Source organism: uncultured Campylobacter sp. (assembly GCF_937997465.1).
GTDB lineage: Bacteria > Campylobacterota > Campylobacteria > Campylobacterales > Campylobacteraceae > Campylobacter_A.
In genome coordinates this window covers 1-15,697 of sequence record NZ_CALKTQ010000244.1, presented here as the reverse complement: position 1 = coordinate 15,697, position 15,697 = coordinate 1, and the positions used below count along the sequence as shown (strand labels likewise).

General features: G+C 44.4%; 16 protein-coding genes and 1 pseudogene. 13 read left to right on the top strand and 4 right to left on the bottom strand.

Going from position 1 to position 15,697, the window contains the following annotated elements:
• Nucleotides 1-137: 137 nt before the first annotated feature.
• The 3 genes from Q0546_RS08195 to aspS form a co-directional block, all read right to left on the bottom strand.
• Nucleotides 138-521 (bottom strand): NirD/YgiW/YdeI family stress tolerance protein, encoded by a 384-nt coding sequence (locus tag Q0546_RS08195; protein WP_298792085.1) that lies wholly within the window; start codon nucleotides 519-521, stop codon nucleotides 138-140.
• Between the two features lie 137 nt (nucleotides 522-658).
• The gene (locus Q0546_RS08190; RefSeq protein WP_298792083.1) at nucleotides 659-1,225 is read right to left on the bottom strand and encodes an adenylate kinase; all 567 of its coding nucleotides are present in this window, start codon (nucleotides 1,223-1,225) and stop codon (nucleotides 659-661) included.
• A 286-nt stretch (nucleotides 1,226-1,511) separates the two neighbouring features.
• A complete protein-coding gene (gene aspS / locus Q0546_RS08185; protein ID WP_298792081.1) occupies nucleotides 1,512-3,263 on the bottom strand; it encodes an aspartate--tRNA ligase in 1,752 nt (583 codons plus the stop codon).
• A gap of 93 nt (nucleotides 3,264-3,356) precedes the next feature.
• Between aspS and Q0546_RS08180 the strand changes: the two genes are divergently transcribed.
• The 13 genes and pseudogenes from Q0546_RS08180 (at nucleotide 3,357) to mrdA (ending at nucleotide 15,076) form a co-directional block, all read left to right on the top strand.
• Nucleotides 3,357-4,250, top strand: coding sequence for an NAD(+) kinase (locus Q0546_RS08180; protein WP_298792079.1), 894 nt, complete (start codon nucleotides 3,357-3,359; stop codon nucleotides 4,248-4,250).
• Nucleotides 4,243-5,766: an AAA family ATPase gene (locus Q0546_RS08175; protein ID WP_298792077.1), complete on the top strand. Its 1,524-nt coding sequence runs from the start codon at nucleotides 4,243-4,245 to the stop codon at nucleotides 5,764-5,766. Before Q0546_RS08180 ends, Q0546_RS08175 begins: the two co-directional genes overlap by 8 nt.
• A 71-nt stretch (nucleotides 5,767-5,837) precedes the next feature.
• Nucleotides 5,838-7,091: a diguanylate cyclase gene (locus Q0546_RS08170; RefSeq protein ID WP_298792074.1), complete on the top strand. Its 1,254-nt coding sequence runs from the start codon at nucleotides 5,838-5,840 to the stop codon at nucleotides 7,089-7,091.
• A complete protein-coding gene (locus tag Q0546_RS08165) occupies nucleotides 7,091-7,876 on the top strand; it encodes a TatD family hydrolase (protein WP_298792072.1) in 786 nt (261 codons plus the stop codon). Before Q0546_RS08170 ends, Q0546_RS08165 begins: the two co-directional genes overlap by 1 nt.
• Before the next feature lie 12 nt (nucleotides 7,877-7,888).
• Nucleotides 7,889-9,100, top strand: a complete 1,212-nt coding sequence (locus Q0546_RS08160; RefSeq protein ID WP_298792071.1) for a lytic transglycosylase domain-containing protein — start codon at nucleotides 7,889-7,891, stop codon at nucleotides 9,098-9,100.
• A pseudogene (locus tag Q0546_RS08155) lies at nucleotides 9,084-9,940 on the top strand (septal ring lytic transglycosylase RlpA family protein). Before Q0546_RS08160 ends, Q0546_RS08155 begins: the two are co-directional and overlap by 17 nt.
• A gap of 1 nt (nucleotide 9,941) precedes the next feature.
• Entirely contained in the window at nucleotides 9,942-10,505 is a 564-nt protein-coding gene (gene hisB / locus Q0546_RS08150; RefSeq protein ID WP_298792069.1) for an imidazoleglycerol-phosphate dehydratase HisB, read from the top strand.
• Nucleotides 10,502-10,990: an HAD hydrolase family protein gene (locus Q0546_RS08145; protein ID WP_122874195.1), complete on the top strand. Its 489-nt coding sequence runs from the start codon at nucleotides 10,502-10,504 to the stop codon at nucleotides 10,988-10,990. Before hisB ends, Q0546_RS08145 begins: the two co-directional genes overlap by 4 nt.
• Nucleotides 10,981-11,508, top strand: a complete 528-nt coding sequence (gene lptC, locus Q0546_RS08140; protein ID WP_298792064.1) for an LPS export ABC transporter periplasmic protein LptC — start codon at nucleotides 10,981-10,983, stop codon at nucleotides 11,506-11,508. Before Q0546_RS08145 ends, lptC begins: the two co-directional genes overlap by 10 nt.
• An 8-nt stretch (nucleotides 11,509-11,516) precedes the next feature.
• Nucleotides 11,517-11,993, top strand: a complete 477-nt coding sequence (lptA, locus tag Q0546_RS08135; protein ID WP_298792062.1) for a lipopolysaccharide transport periplasmic protein LptA — start codon at nucleotides 11,517-11,519, stop codon at nucleotides 11,991-11,993.
• Nucleotides 11,990-12,613 carry a ribosome biogenesis GTP-binding protein YihA/YsxC gene (gene yihA, locus Q0546_RS08130; protein WP_298792060.1) on the top strand — a complete coding sequence of 208 codons (624 nt, stop codon included), beginning with the start codon at nucleotides 11,990-11,992 and terminating at the stop codon, nucleotides 12,611-12,613. The genes lptA and yihA overlap by 4 nt, the downstream gene beginning before the upstream one ends.
• Before the next feature lie 136 nt (nucleotides 12,614-12,749).
• Entirely contained in the window at nucleotides 12,750-13,235 is a 486-nt protein-coding gene (locus tag Q0546_RS08125) for a hypothetical protein (RefSeq protein WP_298792058.1), read from the top strand.
• Nucleotides 13,232-15,076 (top strand): penicillin-binding protein 2, encoded by a 1,845-nt coding sequence (mrdA, locus tag Q0546_RS08120; RefSeq protein ID WP_298792056.1) that lies wholly within the window; start codon nucleotides 13,232-13,234, stop codon nucleotides 15,074-15,076. The genes Q0546_RS08125 and mrdA overlap by 4 nt, the downstream gene beginning before the upstream one ends.
• A gap of 88 nt (nucleotides 15,077-15,164) precedes the next feature.
• Here the strand turns inward: mrdA and Q0546_RS08115 are convergent.
• The coding region (locus Q0546_RS08115) for a Crp/Fnr family transcriptional regulator (RefSeq protein WP_298792054.1) at nucleotides 15,165-15,697 on the bottom strand (533 nt) is incomplete at its 5' end.

Here is a 15,697-nt window from a genome sequence, read left to right as displayed (position 1 = left end):
GATACAAAAACTTTCTATCATATTTTACTAAAGATGATAAGAGAGAATCCGCTTAGCTTATCTTGAGCCAAGTAAAATTTGTAAATTTTGGGGAATTAAAATTTGGGGAAAATTTAAGGCGGCGAACCGCCCTAAAGTTATTTGATTATTTCGATACTTTTTACGTCGATAGAGGTTTTCATAAAGTCCTTATCGACCTCGCCGTAGATGCGCACGGGCGTGTTTTCATCGACGGTTATGCCTCTCCAGTCTTTGTGATCGATCTCGACTTCGATCGTGTCGCCGTTTTTATCGACGAATTGGTAGTGCTCAGGGCGAAACTCGGAGACGATCTTGCCCTCAAGCACGACGCGAGCGTCATCTGGTAGTGCTAGGGCTTGTTTTACCGTGCTTGCGCTCAAGGCGCCTTTGCCGACGAAGCCGCTTTGATTTGCTGCGTTTTGCGCGCTTGAACCAGTAAATCCGCCTGCTGCAAACATTGCGCTAGCAAGAGCCGCTGATAAAACTATTTTCTTAAACATTACGTATCCTTTAAAATTTGATGTGATTTTCGTGAAATCATAGTACGGATTTTAATGATATTTCGTGAGTTATTTGTTAATTTGTATTTATGGGAAGCTTAAATTTAGAGCCTGGCTTGAGGCTCTAAATTTAATATTTATAGGCTATTTACGAGGGCTTTGATGTCGGCTACGATAGGCTCGATCGCACGCTCGCCGTTTACGACGTGGAGCAGGCCTTTTTCTTTGTAAAATTTGCGTATCGCCTCGATCGGCTCCAAATAAACCTTCATGCGGTTGTTGAAAATCTCGTTGTTGTCGTCGGCTCCGCGCGCTCGTCCGAGCACTCTCTCGCGTGCGACGGCTTCGCTAACGTCCACTTCGATCACGCCTTTTAACGCGATCTCGTTTTGCGCGGCTAGCACCTTGTCTAGCTCGGTCATCTGCTCGACGCTACGCGGATAGCCGTCGATTATGACGTTTGATTTATCTGAGCTTTTGATCGCCGAGACGATCGCGTTTACGACGACGTCAAGCGGGACTAGGTTACCCTTCGAGATGAAACCGTCGATTAGCTTGCCTAGCTCTGAGCCGCTGGCAACCTCTGCGCGTAGCAGATCGCCCGTTGAGAAGTGCGCAAATTTGGCGTCCTCTTGCGCGATTAGCGATGCATCAGTGGTTTTGCCAGAGCCTGGAGCGCCGATGATTAAAAATAGTTTTTTCATAAATTTTCCTTTTGTAGCCTTGTCTTTTGAGTGCTTTTTGTGGAGCTAGTAAAATTTTGGCTCGATGAACTATATGTTCTATCTGCGCCAAAATTTTACGTCGCAACCCCAAAAATCATCTCAAAATACTTCGGCTTCTTTTTGTATCAAATTTTACCAATGCGTAAATCGAAGTATCGTGAGGCGGATTTAAATGTTGTGCAGAAAATTTTGGGCAAGGCTAGACAAGTAGTCTGCCGCAGTCCAAAATTTTCAAACTCATTTAAAGACGCTCGCGAGACGATATTTATTTTTCTTTTTCTCGCAGCCTTAACCCTAGCTCCCTTAACTGCTCCGCGCTAGCTTCGCTAGGCGCCTTGGTTAGCGGGCACTGGGCGCGCTGAGTCTTAGGGAAGGCGATGACGTCGCGGATCGAGCTGGTTTTGTTTACTAGCATATTTAGCCTATCAAAGCCGATCGCGATACCGCCGTGCGGAGGCGCGCCAAAGCTTAACGCGTCGAGCAAGAAGCCAAATTTCTCGCGTTGCTCGGCCTCGTCGATACCAAGTAGCTTAAACACCTTTTGCTGAACGTCGTTTTTGTGGATTCTCACGCTACCGCCGCCAAGCTCATAGCCGTTAAGCACGACGTCGTGAGCGACCGAAAGGATGTCCTCTAGATCAGGCTCGTCGATGTTTTTAGGCATGGTAAAGGGATGGTGCATAGCCGAGTAGCTACCATCGTCGTTTTGCTCAAACATCGGGAAGTCAAGCACCCATAAAAACTCCATTTTGTTTTGGTCTATGATACCCATTTGCTCGGCGAGGAAAATCCTAAATCGTCCCATATAATCAAGCACGACTTTTTTCTTGCCTGCGCCGAAAAATACGACGTCGCCGACTTTTAGCTCGCAGCGAGCTACAATCTCGTCAAGGTCGCTTTGCTCGAAAAATTTGCAAAGCGGTCCTTTTAGCCCATCCTCTTTCATCTGGAAGTAGCCAAGGCCTTGAGCGCCGAATTTGCGGACGAATTCTTCAAAGCGGTTCATCTCGCGTTTGCTAAAGATATTATCGCCGTTTGGCACTTTTAGCGCTTTGATGCGGTTTTTCTTAGGTTCGGTTGCGATTTTGCTAAAGATTTCATTGCTAGAGCGCGCGAAAATGTCGATAACGTCGATCATCTTTAGATCGTAGCGCAGGTCCGGCTTATCGCTGCCGTAGCTTTCTGTCGCCTCTTTGTAGCTCATGCGGCGGAAAGGGATTTGGATATCGTATCCGCAGGCGGCAAATACGTCTTTTAGCATATTTTCGGCCATATTTAGGATATCTTCTTGCTCGATAAAGCTCATCTCGATATCTATCTGCGTAAATTCAGGCTGTCTATCTGCGCGCAAGTCCTCGTCTCGGAAGCATTTTGCGATCTGGAAGTATTTATCAAAGCCAGAGCACATCAAAAGCTGTTTAAAAAGCTGCGGGCTTTGCGGCAGGGCGTAAAACTGGCCCGGATATACGCGGCTAGGCACTAGATAGTCTCTGGCGCCCTCCGGCGTCGCGCGGGTTAAAATCGGCGTTTCAAACTCGATAAAGCCCATTTTATCTAGGCTGTTTCTAGCCGCGATCGCCGCTTTTGAGCGCATTTTAAAGATATTTTGAAGTTTCTCGTTTCTAAGGTCCAAAAATCTATATTTTAGCCTGATGTCCTCGTTTACGCTCTCGTCGCCGATGACGAAAGGTAGCGTCTCGCTCGGGTTTTCTACTATCACTTCGTTTGCGACTACTTCGATCTCGCCCGTTTTTAGGCGCGGATTTACTAGGCCTTCGCCGCGAGCGCGAACCTTGCCTTTTATCCTTAGGACGTACTCGTCGCGAACGTGCGACGCGGCCTCGTGAGAGCTCTTGCTATCTGCAGGGTCGCAGACGATCTGGATCAGTCCCGTGCGATCGCGCAGGTCCAAAAATATAACGCCGCCGTGGTCGCGGTAGGTGTTTACCCAGCCGCAAAGCGTAACTTCTTTGCCTATGTCGGCACTGCTTAAATCAGTGCAGTAATGGCTACGCATTTTCACTCCTTTTGCTGTTTTTAACGCGCCCATTATACTAGAAATTTGCTTTTTCCCAGCTTTTTTAAAACAAAATGTGATAAAATCCGCTCTATGAAAAAAGAGAATTTATTACTTCCGGCTAAGGTAAAAAAGGTCGGTCTAGTCGCGAAAATCAATGGAAATTTGGTAAAAAACGCGCGAATCCTGCGCGAGATTTTAGCTAGGTACAGCGTTCAAATTTTATTTGAAAATGCGGCGGCTAAACATTTAAATTTAAAAGAGGGCTCAAATTTACAAGGATTTGAGGTTTGCGAGCTGGCGCAGGAGTGCGACTTTTTGATTTCGCTGGGAGGCGACGGCACGATCATCTCGCTTTGTAGAAGCGCGGCTGAGATTTCACCCTTCGTACTCGGTATCCACGCGGGTAGGCTTGGATTTTTGACCGATATCACGATGAATGAATGCGAGAAGTTTTTCGCCGAGTTTTTCGAGGGCAAATTTGAGGTCGAGACTCCTTTTATGCTTGACGTTTTTTTGCACAAAAAAAGCGGGGAAATTTTGCGCAAAATAGCATTTAACGATGCGGTAATCGTGGGCGAAAAGGTAGGTTCCATGACGCACGTGGAGGCCTTTTGGAACGAAAAATACTTTAACGCGTATTTTGGCGACGGCGTCATAGTCTCTACGCCCGTGGGATCAACCGGATACAACATGAGCGCGGGCGGAGCGATAATATATCCTTTGAGCGAGGTGTTTTTGGTGACGCCCGTTTGCTCGCACTCGCTAACTCAGCGTCCGGTCGTGCTTCCGCGCGGATTTGAGATCAAATTTAAAACCGCGAGCGCGGCGGTGCTGGTTATCGACGGGCAGGAGCGGTACAAAATGGGCGAGCTTGAGAGCGTGAGCATGACGCTAAGCGCGAACACGGCGCGGCTAATCCGCCACGTCGGGAGAGATTATTTTCAAATTTTAAAAGAAAAGCTGCATTGGGGTTATAATGATTGAGCGGATTTTGATAAAGCAAAATTTGAGTTTTGAAAACGTCGAGTTAAATTTTGGGCGCGGACTTAGTGTATTTACGGGTGTGAGTGGTGCTGGCAAATCAGTCCTGATGGGCTCGATAATGGCTGTTTTAGGGCTAAAAGATAGTGAAGCGAAGCTGATCGAGGCTGACGTCTCGCATAAATTTAACCTTGAGGAATTTGGCTTAGAGAGCGAGGAGATAAATACCTTTAAACTCTTTCGGGACAAAACGACGCGGTACTTTATAAACTCGCAAGCCGTTTCTAAAAAAAATCTAGCCAGCATCGCCAAAGAGCACGTAAAATACCTATCCGCAAAGGAAATAAACGAATTTGAAAACGATAGATTTTTAAATTTGCTAGATACTTTGCAAGCGAAAAAAGACGCTAAATTTAACGAAATTTTGAGCGAATTTAGGCTCAAATTTGACGAATTTAGCCAAATTTCTCGCGAGCTGAAAAAAATAATCGACGAAGAAAAAAGAGTGGAGGAGCTAAAAGAATTTGCTTCTTTTGAAATCAATAAAATAGAAAGCGTGAGCCCGAAAATCGGCGAATTTGACGAGCTAATGGAGCTAAAAAAGCGCCTGAGTAAAAAGGATAAAATTTTAGAAGCGTGGAATAGGGCGGAGCAAATTTTTAATTTCGAGCAATCCGTAGTGGACGCGCTAAACATCAGCGACGTCGATAGTAGCTTTTTTGAAGAGGCGATGAACGAGCTGCGAGTAGCGCGCGAAAATTTAAACATGGACGAGCTAGAAGACGTGGATATCGAGGGCGTGCTAGACCGCATCGAGGCGATAAACTCGCTAGTGCGTCGATACGGCGGCGAGGAGGAGGCTCTGGCGACGCTAAAAACTCGCAAGGCAGAGCTAGCCAGATACGAAAATATAAGCTTTGAAAAAAGCGAGCTGGAGCGTAAATTTAAGCAAAATGAAACCGCGGTAAACGCGCTGGCGGATAAAATCAGCCAAGCTCGCGCGGCAAATTTAAAGGAGCTTGAGTCGCTCATAAATTCGTTTTTAAAAGAGCTTTATATGAGCGAGATCTCATTAAAGATAAATAGTAAAACCCTAGACGCCGCCGGCAGGGACGAGGTAAATTTGAGCCTAAACGAGACGGCGCTAAAAAATCTAAGCTCGGGCGAGCTAAACCGCTTAAGGCTAGCTTTTATCGCAAGTGAAAGTAAGATTACCGGAGGCGGCGAAGGCGTCATAATATTAGATGAAATAGACGCGAATCTAAGCGGAAAAGAGGCGATGAGTATCGCAAACGTGCTGCTAAATTTGGCCAAATTTTATCAGATTTTTGCTATCTCGCACCAGCCGCAGCTAAGCTCAAAAGCCAGTTCGCATTTTCTAGTCGAAAAGCGCGGCGAAACCTCGAACGTAAGGGAGCTAAAGGGCGAAGAGCGCGTAAGCGAGCTGGCCCGTATGATAAGCGGCGAACGTATAACTGAGGAGGCGATAAATTTTGCTCGCCAGCTTTTGGTTGTTTAAGTTTGGCTTAAAATTTAGGTTGAAAAAAGAAAAGTAATGGTATATTTGCAAAAATTTTCAAATGGGAATATATGGAAAAAAATAAAATTTTAATAGTAGAAGACAATAAAGCTCTGGCAAAGCTGATCGCTAAAAAGATGGAAGATAATACCGAGATGCAAGTGGACGTCGCTCACAGCTTAGCCGAAGCGCAGGCGTTTCTTACGAAGGCTAAGGATTATTTTATAACTTTGCTCGATTTAAATTTGCCCGATGCTCCAAACGGCGAAGTAGTTGATTTCGTAGCGTCTAAGGGCTTACCGATTATAGTTTTAACGGGTAGTATGGACGATAAGACTAGAGAAACTTTTATGGACAAGGACATCGTGGACTACGTCTATAAGGGAAATATGAGTGACGTAAATTATATATTTCATATGATAGATAGGCTAAAAAACAACAAGCAGTATAAGGTCATGGTAGTAGAAGACGTAATGCAGACTAGAAATGACGTAAAAAAAATACTGCAAAATTTGCAGTTTCGAGTATTTACGGCGGCTCACGGTGAAGAGGCGATGAATTATTTTGCCGATAATCCCGATATAAAACTCGTGGTTTGTGATTACGGCATGCCGGTAAAAGACGGTTTGGCGGTTTTAAAAGAGCTAAGGGAACAAAAAGATAAAAACGAACTAGGGGTCATAATGATGACTAGCGCAAACGAAAACGTTAGCGGTGCGGTATTTTTAAAAAACGGAGCTAATGATTTTATTGCTAAGCCGTTTTTAAAAGAAGAGCTTATTTGCCGCGTAAATAATACTATAGAAAATATGGAAAATATCAATAAAATCGCAAATTTCGCCAATAAAGATTTTCTAACCGGATTATTTAATAGAAGGTATTTTTACGACGATATGCAAGAATATTTAGCTAGTTTGGAAGAAAATCCTATGCCTTACGCCGTAGCTGTGATCGACGTAGACGGACTTAAAAATATCAACGATAAATACGGACAATATAGCGGCGATAAAATTTTGAAACTACTGGCTAAAAAATTAATCGACGACACCAAAAGCAGCGATATAGCGGCTAGATTCGGCGGCGGAGAATTTTGCGTTTTATTAAAAAACGTATCGCAAGAAGACGCGGTTAAATTTTTCGTCGGATTAAGAGCTGCAATAGCAGCCAATCCGGTAAATATAAAAAACGAACCGGTTAAAATTTCGGTCTCCATAGGCGTTACTTTCGGTAAAAGCGATTATAACGTCGACGAGATTTTGGAGCTTGCCGACGAGGCTCTTTATAGAGCTAAGCAAAACGGTCGAAATAGGGTAGAAATAGCCTGATGATAATAGACACTCACTGTCACCTGGATGATAAAAGCTTTGATAGCGATCTCGCAAAAGTTATCGCAAATGCCCGAGAAAACGGCGTCGGCGGAGTACTAATACCGGGTGCTGATATTAATGATTTACCAAAAGCGGCTAAAATAACCCACGAATTTGAAAATGTATTTTTTGCCGTCGGAGTTCATCCGTATGATAAGGATGGATTTGACAAGGACGTGCTTTATAAATTTGCAAAAGACGAAAAGTGCGTTGCCGTGGGCGAGTGCGGGCTTGATTACTTCCGCTTGCCTAAAGACGAAAATGAAAAAGAGCTTGAAAAAGCGGAACAAAAGCGCGTATTTAGAGCGCAACTTGATATGGCGGTAGAGCTAAATTTGCCGGTCATTTTGCATATTAGAGATGCAAGCGAAGATAGTTTTAATATCTTAAAAGAGTATGCAAGCAGGCTAGTCGGAGCGGTTTTGCACTGCTATAACGCTTCGCCTTTGCTATTAGAGCTTGCAAAAATGGGCGAATTTTACTTTGGTATCGGCGGGGTTTTGACATTTAAAAACGCAAAAAATTTGGTTCAAATTTTGCCACAAATTCCGCGAGATAGGCTGCTGCTTGAAACAGATGCGCCGTATCTAACGCCTGAGCCTTTTAGGGGGCGCAGAAACGAGCCTGCATTTACGCGATTAGTCGCGACGAAGATGGCTGAGATTTTAAATTTAAAAGAAGAAGAGGTAATGCAAATAACTACGAAAAACGCGAAGAAAATTTTTATGAAATTTAACACGTAATCAAGGAGAAAAATGAAAATCTTTAGAGTAATAATGCTGTGTTTAGCCTGTGCGGGATGGCTTTTTGCGTCCGCAACCAGTAGCGACGCAGAGCAAACCCAAAAGATGATATTAAAAGAATTTGACATAGATGCTAAATTTTTACAAAGCTCTCACTACGCTTCTATAAAAAATTCCATTAAAGATAGTAAAAGAAAAGAGTTTATAGATACCGTCAAAGGCGGCTATAAACATATCCCAATGCTTCAAAAGATTATAAAAGACTCAGGTATCCCGGAGTCGTTTTTGTATCTTGCTATGACGGAGTCCGGTTTTTCAAATCACATAGTTTCTAGCAAAAAAGCCATCGGAATTTGGCAGTTTATGGAGTCTACGGCAAAACTTTATGGTCTTAGAGTCGATAAATACACCGACGAGCGAAAAGACCCGATGGCGGCTACCGTTGCAGCTACAAAATACCTACAGAGTCTAAAAAATGACTTTGGTAAATGGTATCTTGCGATGATGGCTTACAACTGCGGCGACACTAGATTAAGGGAAGGTATTAAAAAAGCCGGAACTACCGATCTGGCAACATTGCTAGACGATAAAAAAAGCTATATTCCAAAAGAAACTAAAAATTTCGTCAAGAAAATTTTAGTCATTGCGCATATAGCAAAAGAGCAGGAAAATTTGCTGGCTAAAACGCAGGCCTTAAGTGGAACGAAAGGCATAGAACTATCAAAGATAGATGTCCCCGGCGGTACAACGCTAATGGAGGTAGGAGACAGCATAGGTCTTAGTCTAAAAAAGATGAAAGAGTACAATATGCATCTAAAATTCGTCTATACTCCACCTACGGAAAAACCTTATTATCTTTATATTCCATTAAACAAAAAGAAAATGTTTAGCGACAATTTCGAAGTAGCGCAAAATAGAAAATTTGAAATTTATACTGCCAAAGAGAACGATACGCTACTAACTATAGCGGAAAAAACCGGCGTAAATCATAAAATCATAAAAGAGTACAACGGACTTGCTTCAAACGAGATCAAGCCTAGTCAAAAGCTAGTTATCCCAAGTGAGCAAAACGTAAACTATCTAGCCGAGTATATGGTAAAAAGCGGCGATACACTCGGAGAAGTTTCACAGAAATTTGACGTAGCGCTTGAGGATTTAAAAGAAGCCAATACGCTTATGAGCTCAAACAGCTCGATTGGAGCCAAACTTGCCGCAACCGAGTAGGGCTAAATTTATATTTTTTAGTCTATTTTTTGTATTTTTTATGAGCGGCTGTTCGTTCTTGACCTCGCCTTCCGGCGGTATTACCGCTAGCGGCGGCTCAAAAAAGAGCGGCAAAATAAACAGTTCAAAAGGTGTGCATGAAGCAACCATGCGCCCGTATACCATAAATGGAAAAACTTATTATCCGAGGTCGGTGATAGGGCTAGCGGTATAGCCAGTTGGTACGGTCCGGATTTTCACGGTAAAAAGACGTCAAACGGTGAGACTTACGATATGCATGCTATGACGGCGGCGCATAAGACTCTGCCGATGAACACTATGGTGCGCGTGACGAATATAAAAAACGGTAAAAATATCATTGTGCGCATAAACGACCGCGGTCCTTTCGTTGCTGGGCGCGTGATAGATTTGTCAAAAACCGGCGCGGTTAAGCTTGATGTATTTAACGCCGGCACGGCCCCCGTTTTACTAGAGGTTGTTGGCTTTAACGGCAACGTCGGCGGAGCTGTTGTAGCATCCTCTCAGCCTAGCTCAAAACAACCTAGCGGCTCGCTAAAAACGAGCACTCAAACTAAGGCGCAACCGCAACAACAGTCTTTTGTCGGCGGTATTTTTATGGTGCAAATCGGCGCGTTTAAAAATTTAAGTGGCGCAAACGCTCATAAACGGCAGCATGCTGGACAATACGGCAACGGTGCCTATGATACTGTCATAAAGTCCTATGATCTTGACGGCGGTAAAATTTACAGGGTATTTATAAGCGGCTTTAGAAGTGAAGAGGAAGCAAAAGACTTCATAAGCGCAGGGCATATCTCGGGCGCATTTTTCGTGAGGGAATAAGATGCAAAGAAAGACAAAAGAGACGGATATCAGCCTAGAGCTTGAAATTTACGGCAGTGGCAAATCCGAGATAAGCACTGGCATAGGATTTTTTGACCACATGCTTGAGGCCTTTTGCAAGCATGCGCTTTTTGATATGAAGCTTGTCTGCAAGGGCGATTTGCACGTGGATTTTCATCACAGCGTTGAGGACGTGGGTATCGTTATCGGGCAGGCTTTGCGCGAGAAAATTTATCCGATTAGCGGAGTCGAGAGATTTGGTGAAGCAACGGTGGTTATGGATGAGGCAGCGGTAAACTGTGCCCTTGATCTCTCAAATCGCCCGTTCTTGGTCTACGAAAGCATAAGCGATGGCAAAGTCGGCGAATTCGACATAGAGCTAGCGAATGAGTTTTTCCAGGCTCTAGCATTTAATGCCGCAATCACCTTGCATATCGCTAAAATCCGCGGACGAAACTCTCATCATATTTTGGAGGCGAGCTTTAAAGCCTGTGCCGTCGCGCTAAGAAGAGCTCTAGCCAAAAACGCTAGAGTCGGCGTGCCTAGCACGAAAGGCGTGCTATGATAGAGATTATATTTTTAGACGTCGACGGGTGCCTAACCGACGGCAAGATCGTTTATAGCCCAAACGGCGACGAGCTTAAATTTTTTGACGTTAAGGATGGATACGCTATCGAGAGCTGGCTAAAGCTCGGTAAAAAAGTCGCGATCATCACCGGCAGAAGCTCGCCTATCGTCGAAAAAAGGGCGCAGGATCTAAAGATAACGCACGTCTATCAAGGCATTAGCGATAAATTTGAAACCGCAAAACAGATACTTAAATTTGAAGGACTCGAGTTTGAAAATGCAGCAGCAATAGGTGACGATTACAACGACTACAAGCTACTAAAAAGCGTCGGATGGAGCTTTAAACCGAAAAATGCGATCAAAGAGCTTGAAGTAAGAACGAGGCTCAACTACAAAGGCGGCAACGGCGCGGTGCGCGAGATGATAGAGATACTTATCCGCAGCGAGGGCTTAATGCAAGAGTGGGCTAAGCGTTGGTTATAAGGATTTTTTACCTAGTCGTCAGCGTTTTTAGCGTTGCGATGGTTTATTTGGCGATTGAGGAGCCTTACTATAGCGAGCTATTAAAGGGTGGCGAAGTGACTACAAACATGCAGATGAACGCAGTCACTGACTACGAGATAAATGCTACTGTAGTAAATGCCAGATATGAAGCCGATACGTGGAATAGATACTCCGAATTTGACGAATTTATAAAATTTAGAGCGGAAATTTTTAAAGATAACAAAGAGCATAACGTGAGCTCCGATAAAGCGTTTTATAACGGCGGTCGAATTATACTTAAGGGTAACGCGCGCTATGCAAATAATGAAAATTTGACCTTTTTATCAGACGAGGTCATTTATAGTACTGCCACTAAAGTAGCTACTACGCAAACGCCTTTTACGCTAACGAAGAACGAAGATAAAATAGTCGGCAAAGCCCTGGTTTATGACTTTGAGTTAAAAAAAGCTTATATCAAAAAGGCCTTTGCTTTGATAGAGCAAGATAGAAAAAGATAGGACGGAAAATGATAAATTTTGGTTTTAAAAAAGTGGCTTTAGTTTTGGCGCTTAGCGCTTTACCGCTTTTAGCAGAGCAGGTGGAGATCACAGCGGACGAGTTTTATGCTGACGAAGGCAAACAAATAAGCGAATTTAAAGGCAATGTAAATATTAAAAAAGGCAAGGATACGCTCACTGCAAATTTGGTAGTGATATATTTCGACAAAAAGCGAAATCCGCTAAAATACGTCGCTTCCGGCAATGCCAAATTTAGAGTATTTATCAAAAATAAAACATACGACGGTAGCGGTAGCGAGCTTATTTACGAACCTGCGCCAAATTTATATACGATAAACGGCAACGGCTTTTTGCACGAGATAGAGACTGATAAAAAAGTCTATGGCGAAAAGATCACGGTCAATCAAAACAGCGGCACGTACAACGTAAACAGCGGCAAAAAAGAGCCGGTCAAATTTATATTCCAGGTTGAGGACAAAAAGTGATCCGCGTTTTAAACGCAAAATTTCTAGTTTCAGCGCCCGACATCTCGCTAGCTCCGCCTGCAAACTCTAGCGAAGTGGCGTTTCTGGGGCGCTCAAACGTGGGCAAAAGCAGCCTCATAAACGCTCTCGTAAATCAAAAAGGCCTGGCCAAGAGCAGCTCGACGCCAGGCAAAACGCGCCTCATAAATTTTTTCGAGGTCGAGTATGCGCGCGGCACCAAAAACGAGCAAGGCGAGCTAAGCGAGGAGAGGGCAAATTTGACCTTCGTTGATTTACCGGGCTTTGGATATGCCAAAGTGGCTAAAAGCATGCATGCGCAGTGGAGAAAAAATCTTGACGAATATCTAAAATTTAGAGCCAACATCAAGCTTTTCGTACATCTCATCGACTCGCGCCAGTTTGATATGCAGATAGATAAAGACGTAAACGACTATTTGCAAAGCTTCCTACGCCCCGATCAAAAGATTTTAAATTTCCTCACCAAATCAGACAAGCTAAATCAAAGCCAAAAAAGCGCGGTTTTAAAGGTCTATCCGGGCGCACATTTCGTTTCGGCGCTTAAAAAAACAGGCGTAGAAAAGGCAAACGAGCTTATATATCTAAACGCGCTGGGGCTGTAATGAAATCAAAAAGCCGCAGGCAAATTTTGGCATTTTTACCATCAAATTTTCTAACTAAATTTACAAATTTAAGCGCCGCCAAGGCCAAATTTATAAATTTAGCTATAAATTTATAACCATGCAAACGAGTGCGGCGATGCGAAGACTGGGAGCAGAGAAGCGATTTTTAAAGCAGCTTGCTTGGGTTGTTTTTCTTGTGTTTTATCAGAGCATAACGACCGTATTTACGCACCTACCGCCTCTTATCGGGATATTTTTTACTTATATGATCACGCTAACCTTGCAAAAGCAAAAGACGCTCAAAGAGTTTGGCAAGGAGTGGTATTTTTGTCTGTTTTACCTCACTTTTGCCGAGCAGGCGCATGGGTTTGCGCTGTTTTCGGCGGTGATTGCGTTTATGCTTTTTTATCATTTTATGTCCGACTGGCTCATTGTTACGCTAAAATCAAGGGAGCTTTTGGCAGTGGGATTCGTCGCTAGCGGCTACGTTTGGACCTGCGCGACGAGCTCTTTTATATCTTACGTGGCAAATTTGCCTATGCTAAAATTTGACTACGAGTACCTGATCTACGTCGGCGTGGAGTCTGTTTTGGCGGTGATTTTGTTTAGGGGGCGCTTATGAGGATGCGCATAGTCTTTGGCATCATATTTAGCGTCTGGGTGCTTTTGCTGGTGCGAGTTTATTACCTTAGCGTCAAATCAAACGACTTTTACGAAGAGATCGCCGAGCAAAATGCGGTAAAAACGCAGTATCTAGCTCCCGTCAGGGGGCTGATTTTAGACGCCAAAGGCCGTCCGATGGCGGTAAATCGCCTCGGCTTTTCCGTTGCTTTAAAGCCACACCTAAACGGAAAAAGGGCGGAGATTTTAGATGCAGAGCTTGCAAATTTGCAAAATTTATTCGAGGATCTAAACGTCACGAAGCTAAAGCGCGAATACGTCAAGGCCGACTCGCCTTATAACCAAGATTTTATTCAGATTATCGATTTTATGGACTACGACAAGATGATACCGCGCATCGCCGAGCTCTCGCTGCGAGAAAATTTAGAGGTCAAGCCGGCCTCCAAGCGCCACTATCCATACAATAACCTAGCTTCGCACATCATCGGCTACGTCGGCCGCGCAAATCAGCAAGACGTCGAGTCCGACCCTGTCGCAAAGCTAACCAATCACACTGGCAGAAGCGGTACGGAGCGCTTTTATAACTCTGTTTTGCAGGGGCAAGAGGGCGTGCGAAAGGTAAAAGTAAATGCGCTAAATCAGGAGGTCGAGGAGATCTCGGTGAGCTATCCTCAAAGCTCGGATATCTCGCTCACGATCGACCTTGAGATGCAAAAGTACATCGAGGAAATTTTCGGCGATAACGCGGGCGTTATCATCGTGATGGACGTGAGAGACGGCTCGATACTGGCTGCGGGCAGCTTCCCAGAGTATGATTTAAACCCGTTCGTTACGGGGTTATCACAGGCTAAGTGGGACGAGCTCGTTAAAAGCATTGATCATCCATTTACGAACAAACTCGTAAACGGTCTTTATCCGCCGGGCTCGGTTATCAAAATGGGCGTGGCGATGGCGTTTTTAGATACTGGCAAGATGAACCGCTCCGATGGGTATTTTTGCTCTGGCTCATTTGAGCTTGGAGGGCGAAATTTTCGCTGCTGGAATGTCTACGGACACGGCTTTATAGATATGAACTCAGCCATCCGCGAGAGCTGCGACGATTATTTTTATAAGGGCAGCCTAAAGGTCGGTATAGACGCTATTTCGCCGGTTTTAGAGCGGCTGGGGTTTGGGCAAAAAAGCGGAGTGGATCTGCCAAATGAATTTGTCGGTATCGTGCCCGGACGCGAGTGGAAGATGCAAAAATACGCTCAGCCGTGGTATCAGGGCGAGACGCTCATTACTTCGATTGGGCAGGGCAACTTCCTCGTGACGCCGATGCAGGTGGTGCGCTATACGGGCATACTAGCGACGGGTAAAAATATCGTTCCGCATTTTTTACGCAGCGTAAACGGCGAGGAGGTTAAATTTGAGCCTGCCGATGATATCCTCACGCCGTTTGAGAAAAAGCAGCTACCGTACGTCCAAAGAGCGATGTACGAGGTCGTAAATCACAAAAAAGGCACAGCGCATAAGTATTTTAAAGAGGCAAAACTCACGCTAGCGGCAAAAACTGGTACCGCGCAGGTCGTGGGCATCTCGCAGGCCGAAAAAAAGCGTATGAAAGAAGAGGACATGGAGTATCTGCGCCGCTCGCACGCGTGGGTCACGACCTATGGACCTTACGAGGAGCCTCGCTATGCCGTTACCGTTATCATCGAGCACGGCGGACACGGCGGTCTGGCTGCGGGACCTCTCACGGCTAAAATCTTTAATAAGCTACTAGAAATGGGCTACATCGATAAAAAATACGAAATCACTTCGCTAGCCGATACCGAAGCCGCACAAAAGAAGAAAAATTAAAATTCGGCGTTAAATGACGTCAAATTTAATCAAATTTCTAAAATTCTTGCGGATTATGAGTTAAATTTACAAAACCGGCAAGCCGAATTTATCCCTCAAACATCTCCGAAAGCTCGTTTGTAGCGATATTTATGATTTTATTATTTGCGTCTAACTCAATCAAATTTTGGGTTTTAAATTTTGCCAATATCCTTGAAAACGTCTCTGGAGTGATGTTTAGGATGGAGGCTATTTTGATGTGTTTTAGCTCGTTAAAAAGATCGGCGTGATTAACGAGAAAGCTCGCGACCTTTGCCTCGGAGTTTAGCACGAGCTCTTGATGTATTAGCTCGCTTGCGATTTTTAGCTTTTGCGAGAGCGATTTGATGATTTGCAGCGAGACGCGCGGGTTTGATAAAAACTCGGCGTAAAATTTATCATAGTCGATTTTTAGCACCTCGCCGCCCGTTAAAAATATCGCCGTCGCCGGAAATTTGATATTTTCAAAGTTGGCAAGCTCGGCTACGAAGCTAATCCCGTTAAATTGATGCATAAAAATCTCTTTGCCTTTAGGGCCGATTTTATAGAGTTTGATCGAGCCTTTTATGAGGAGGTGGAGCCACCTTGACTCCTCGCCCTCCA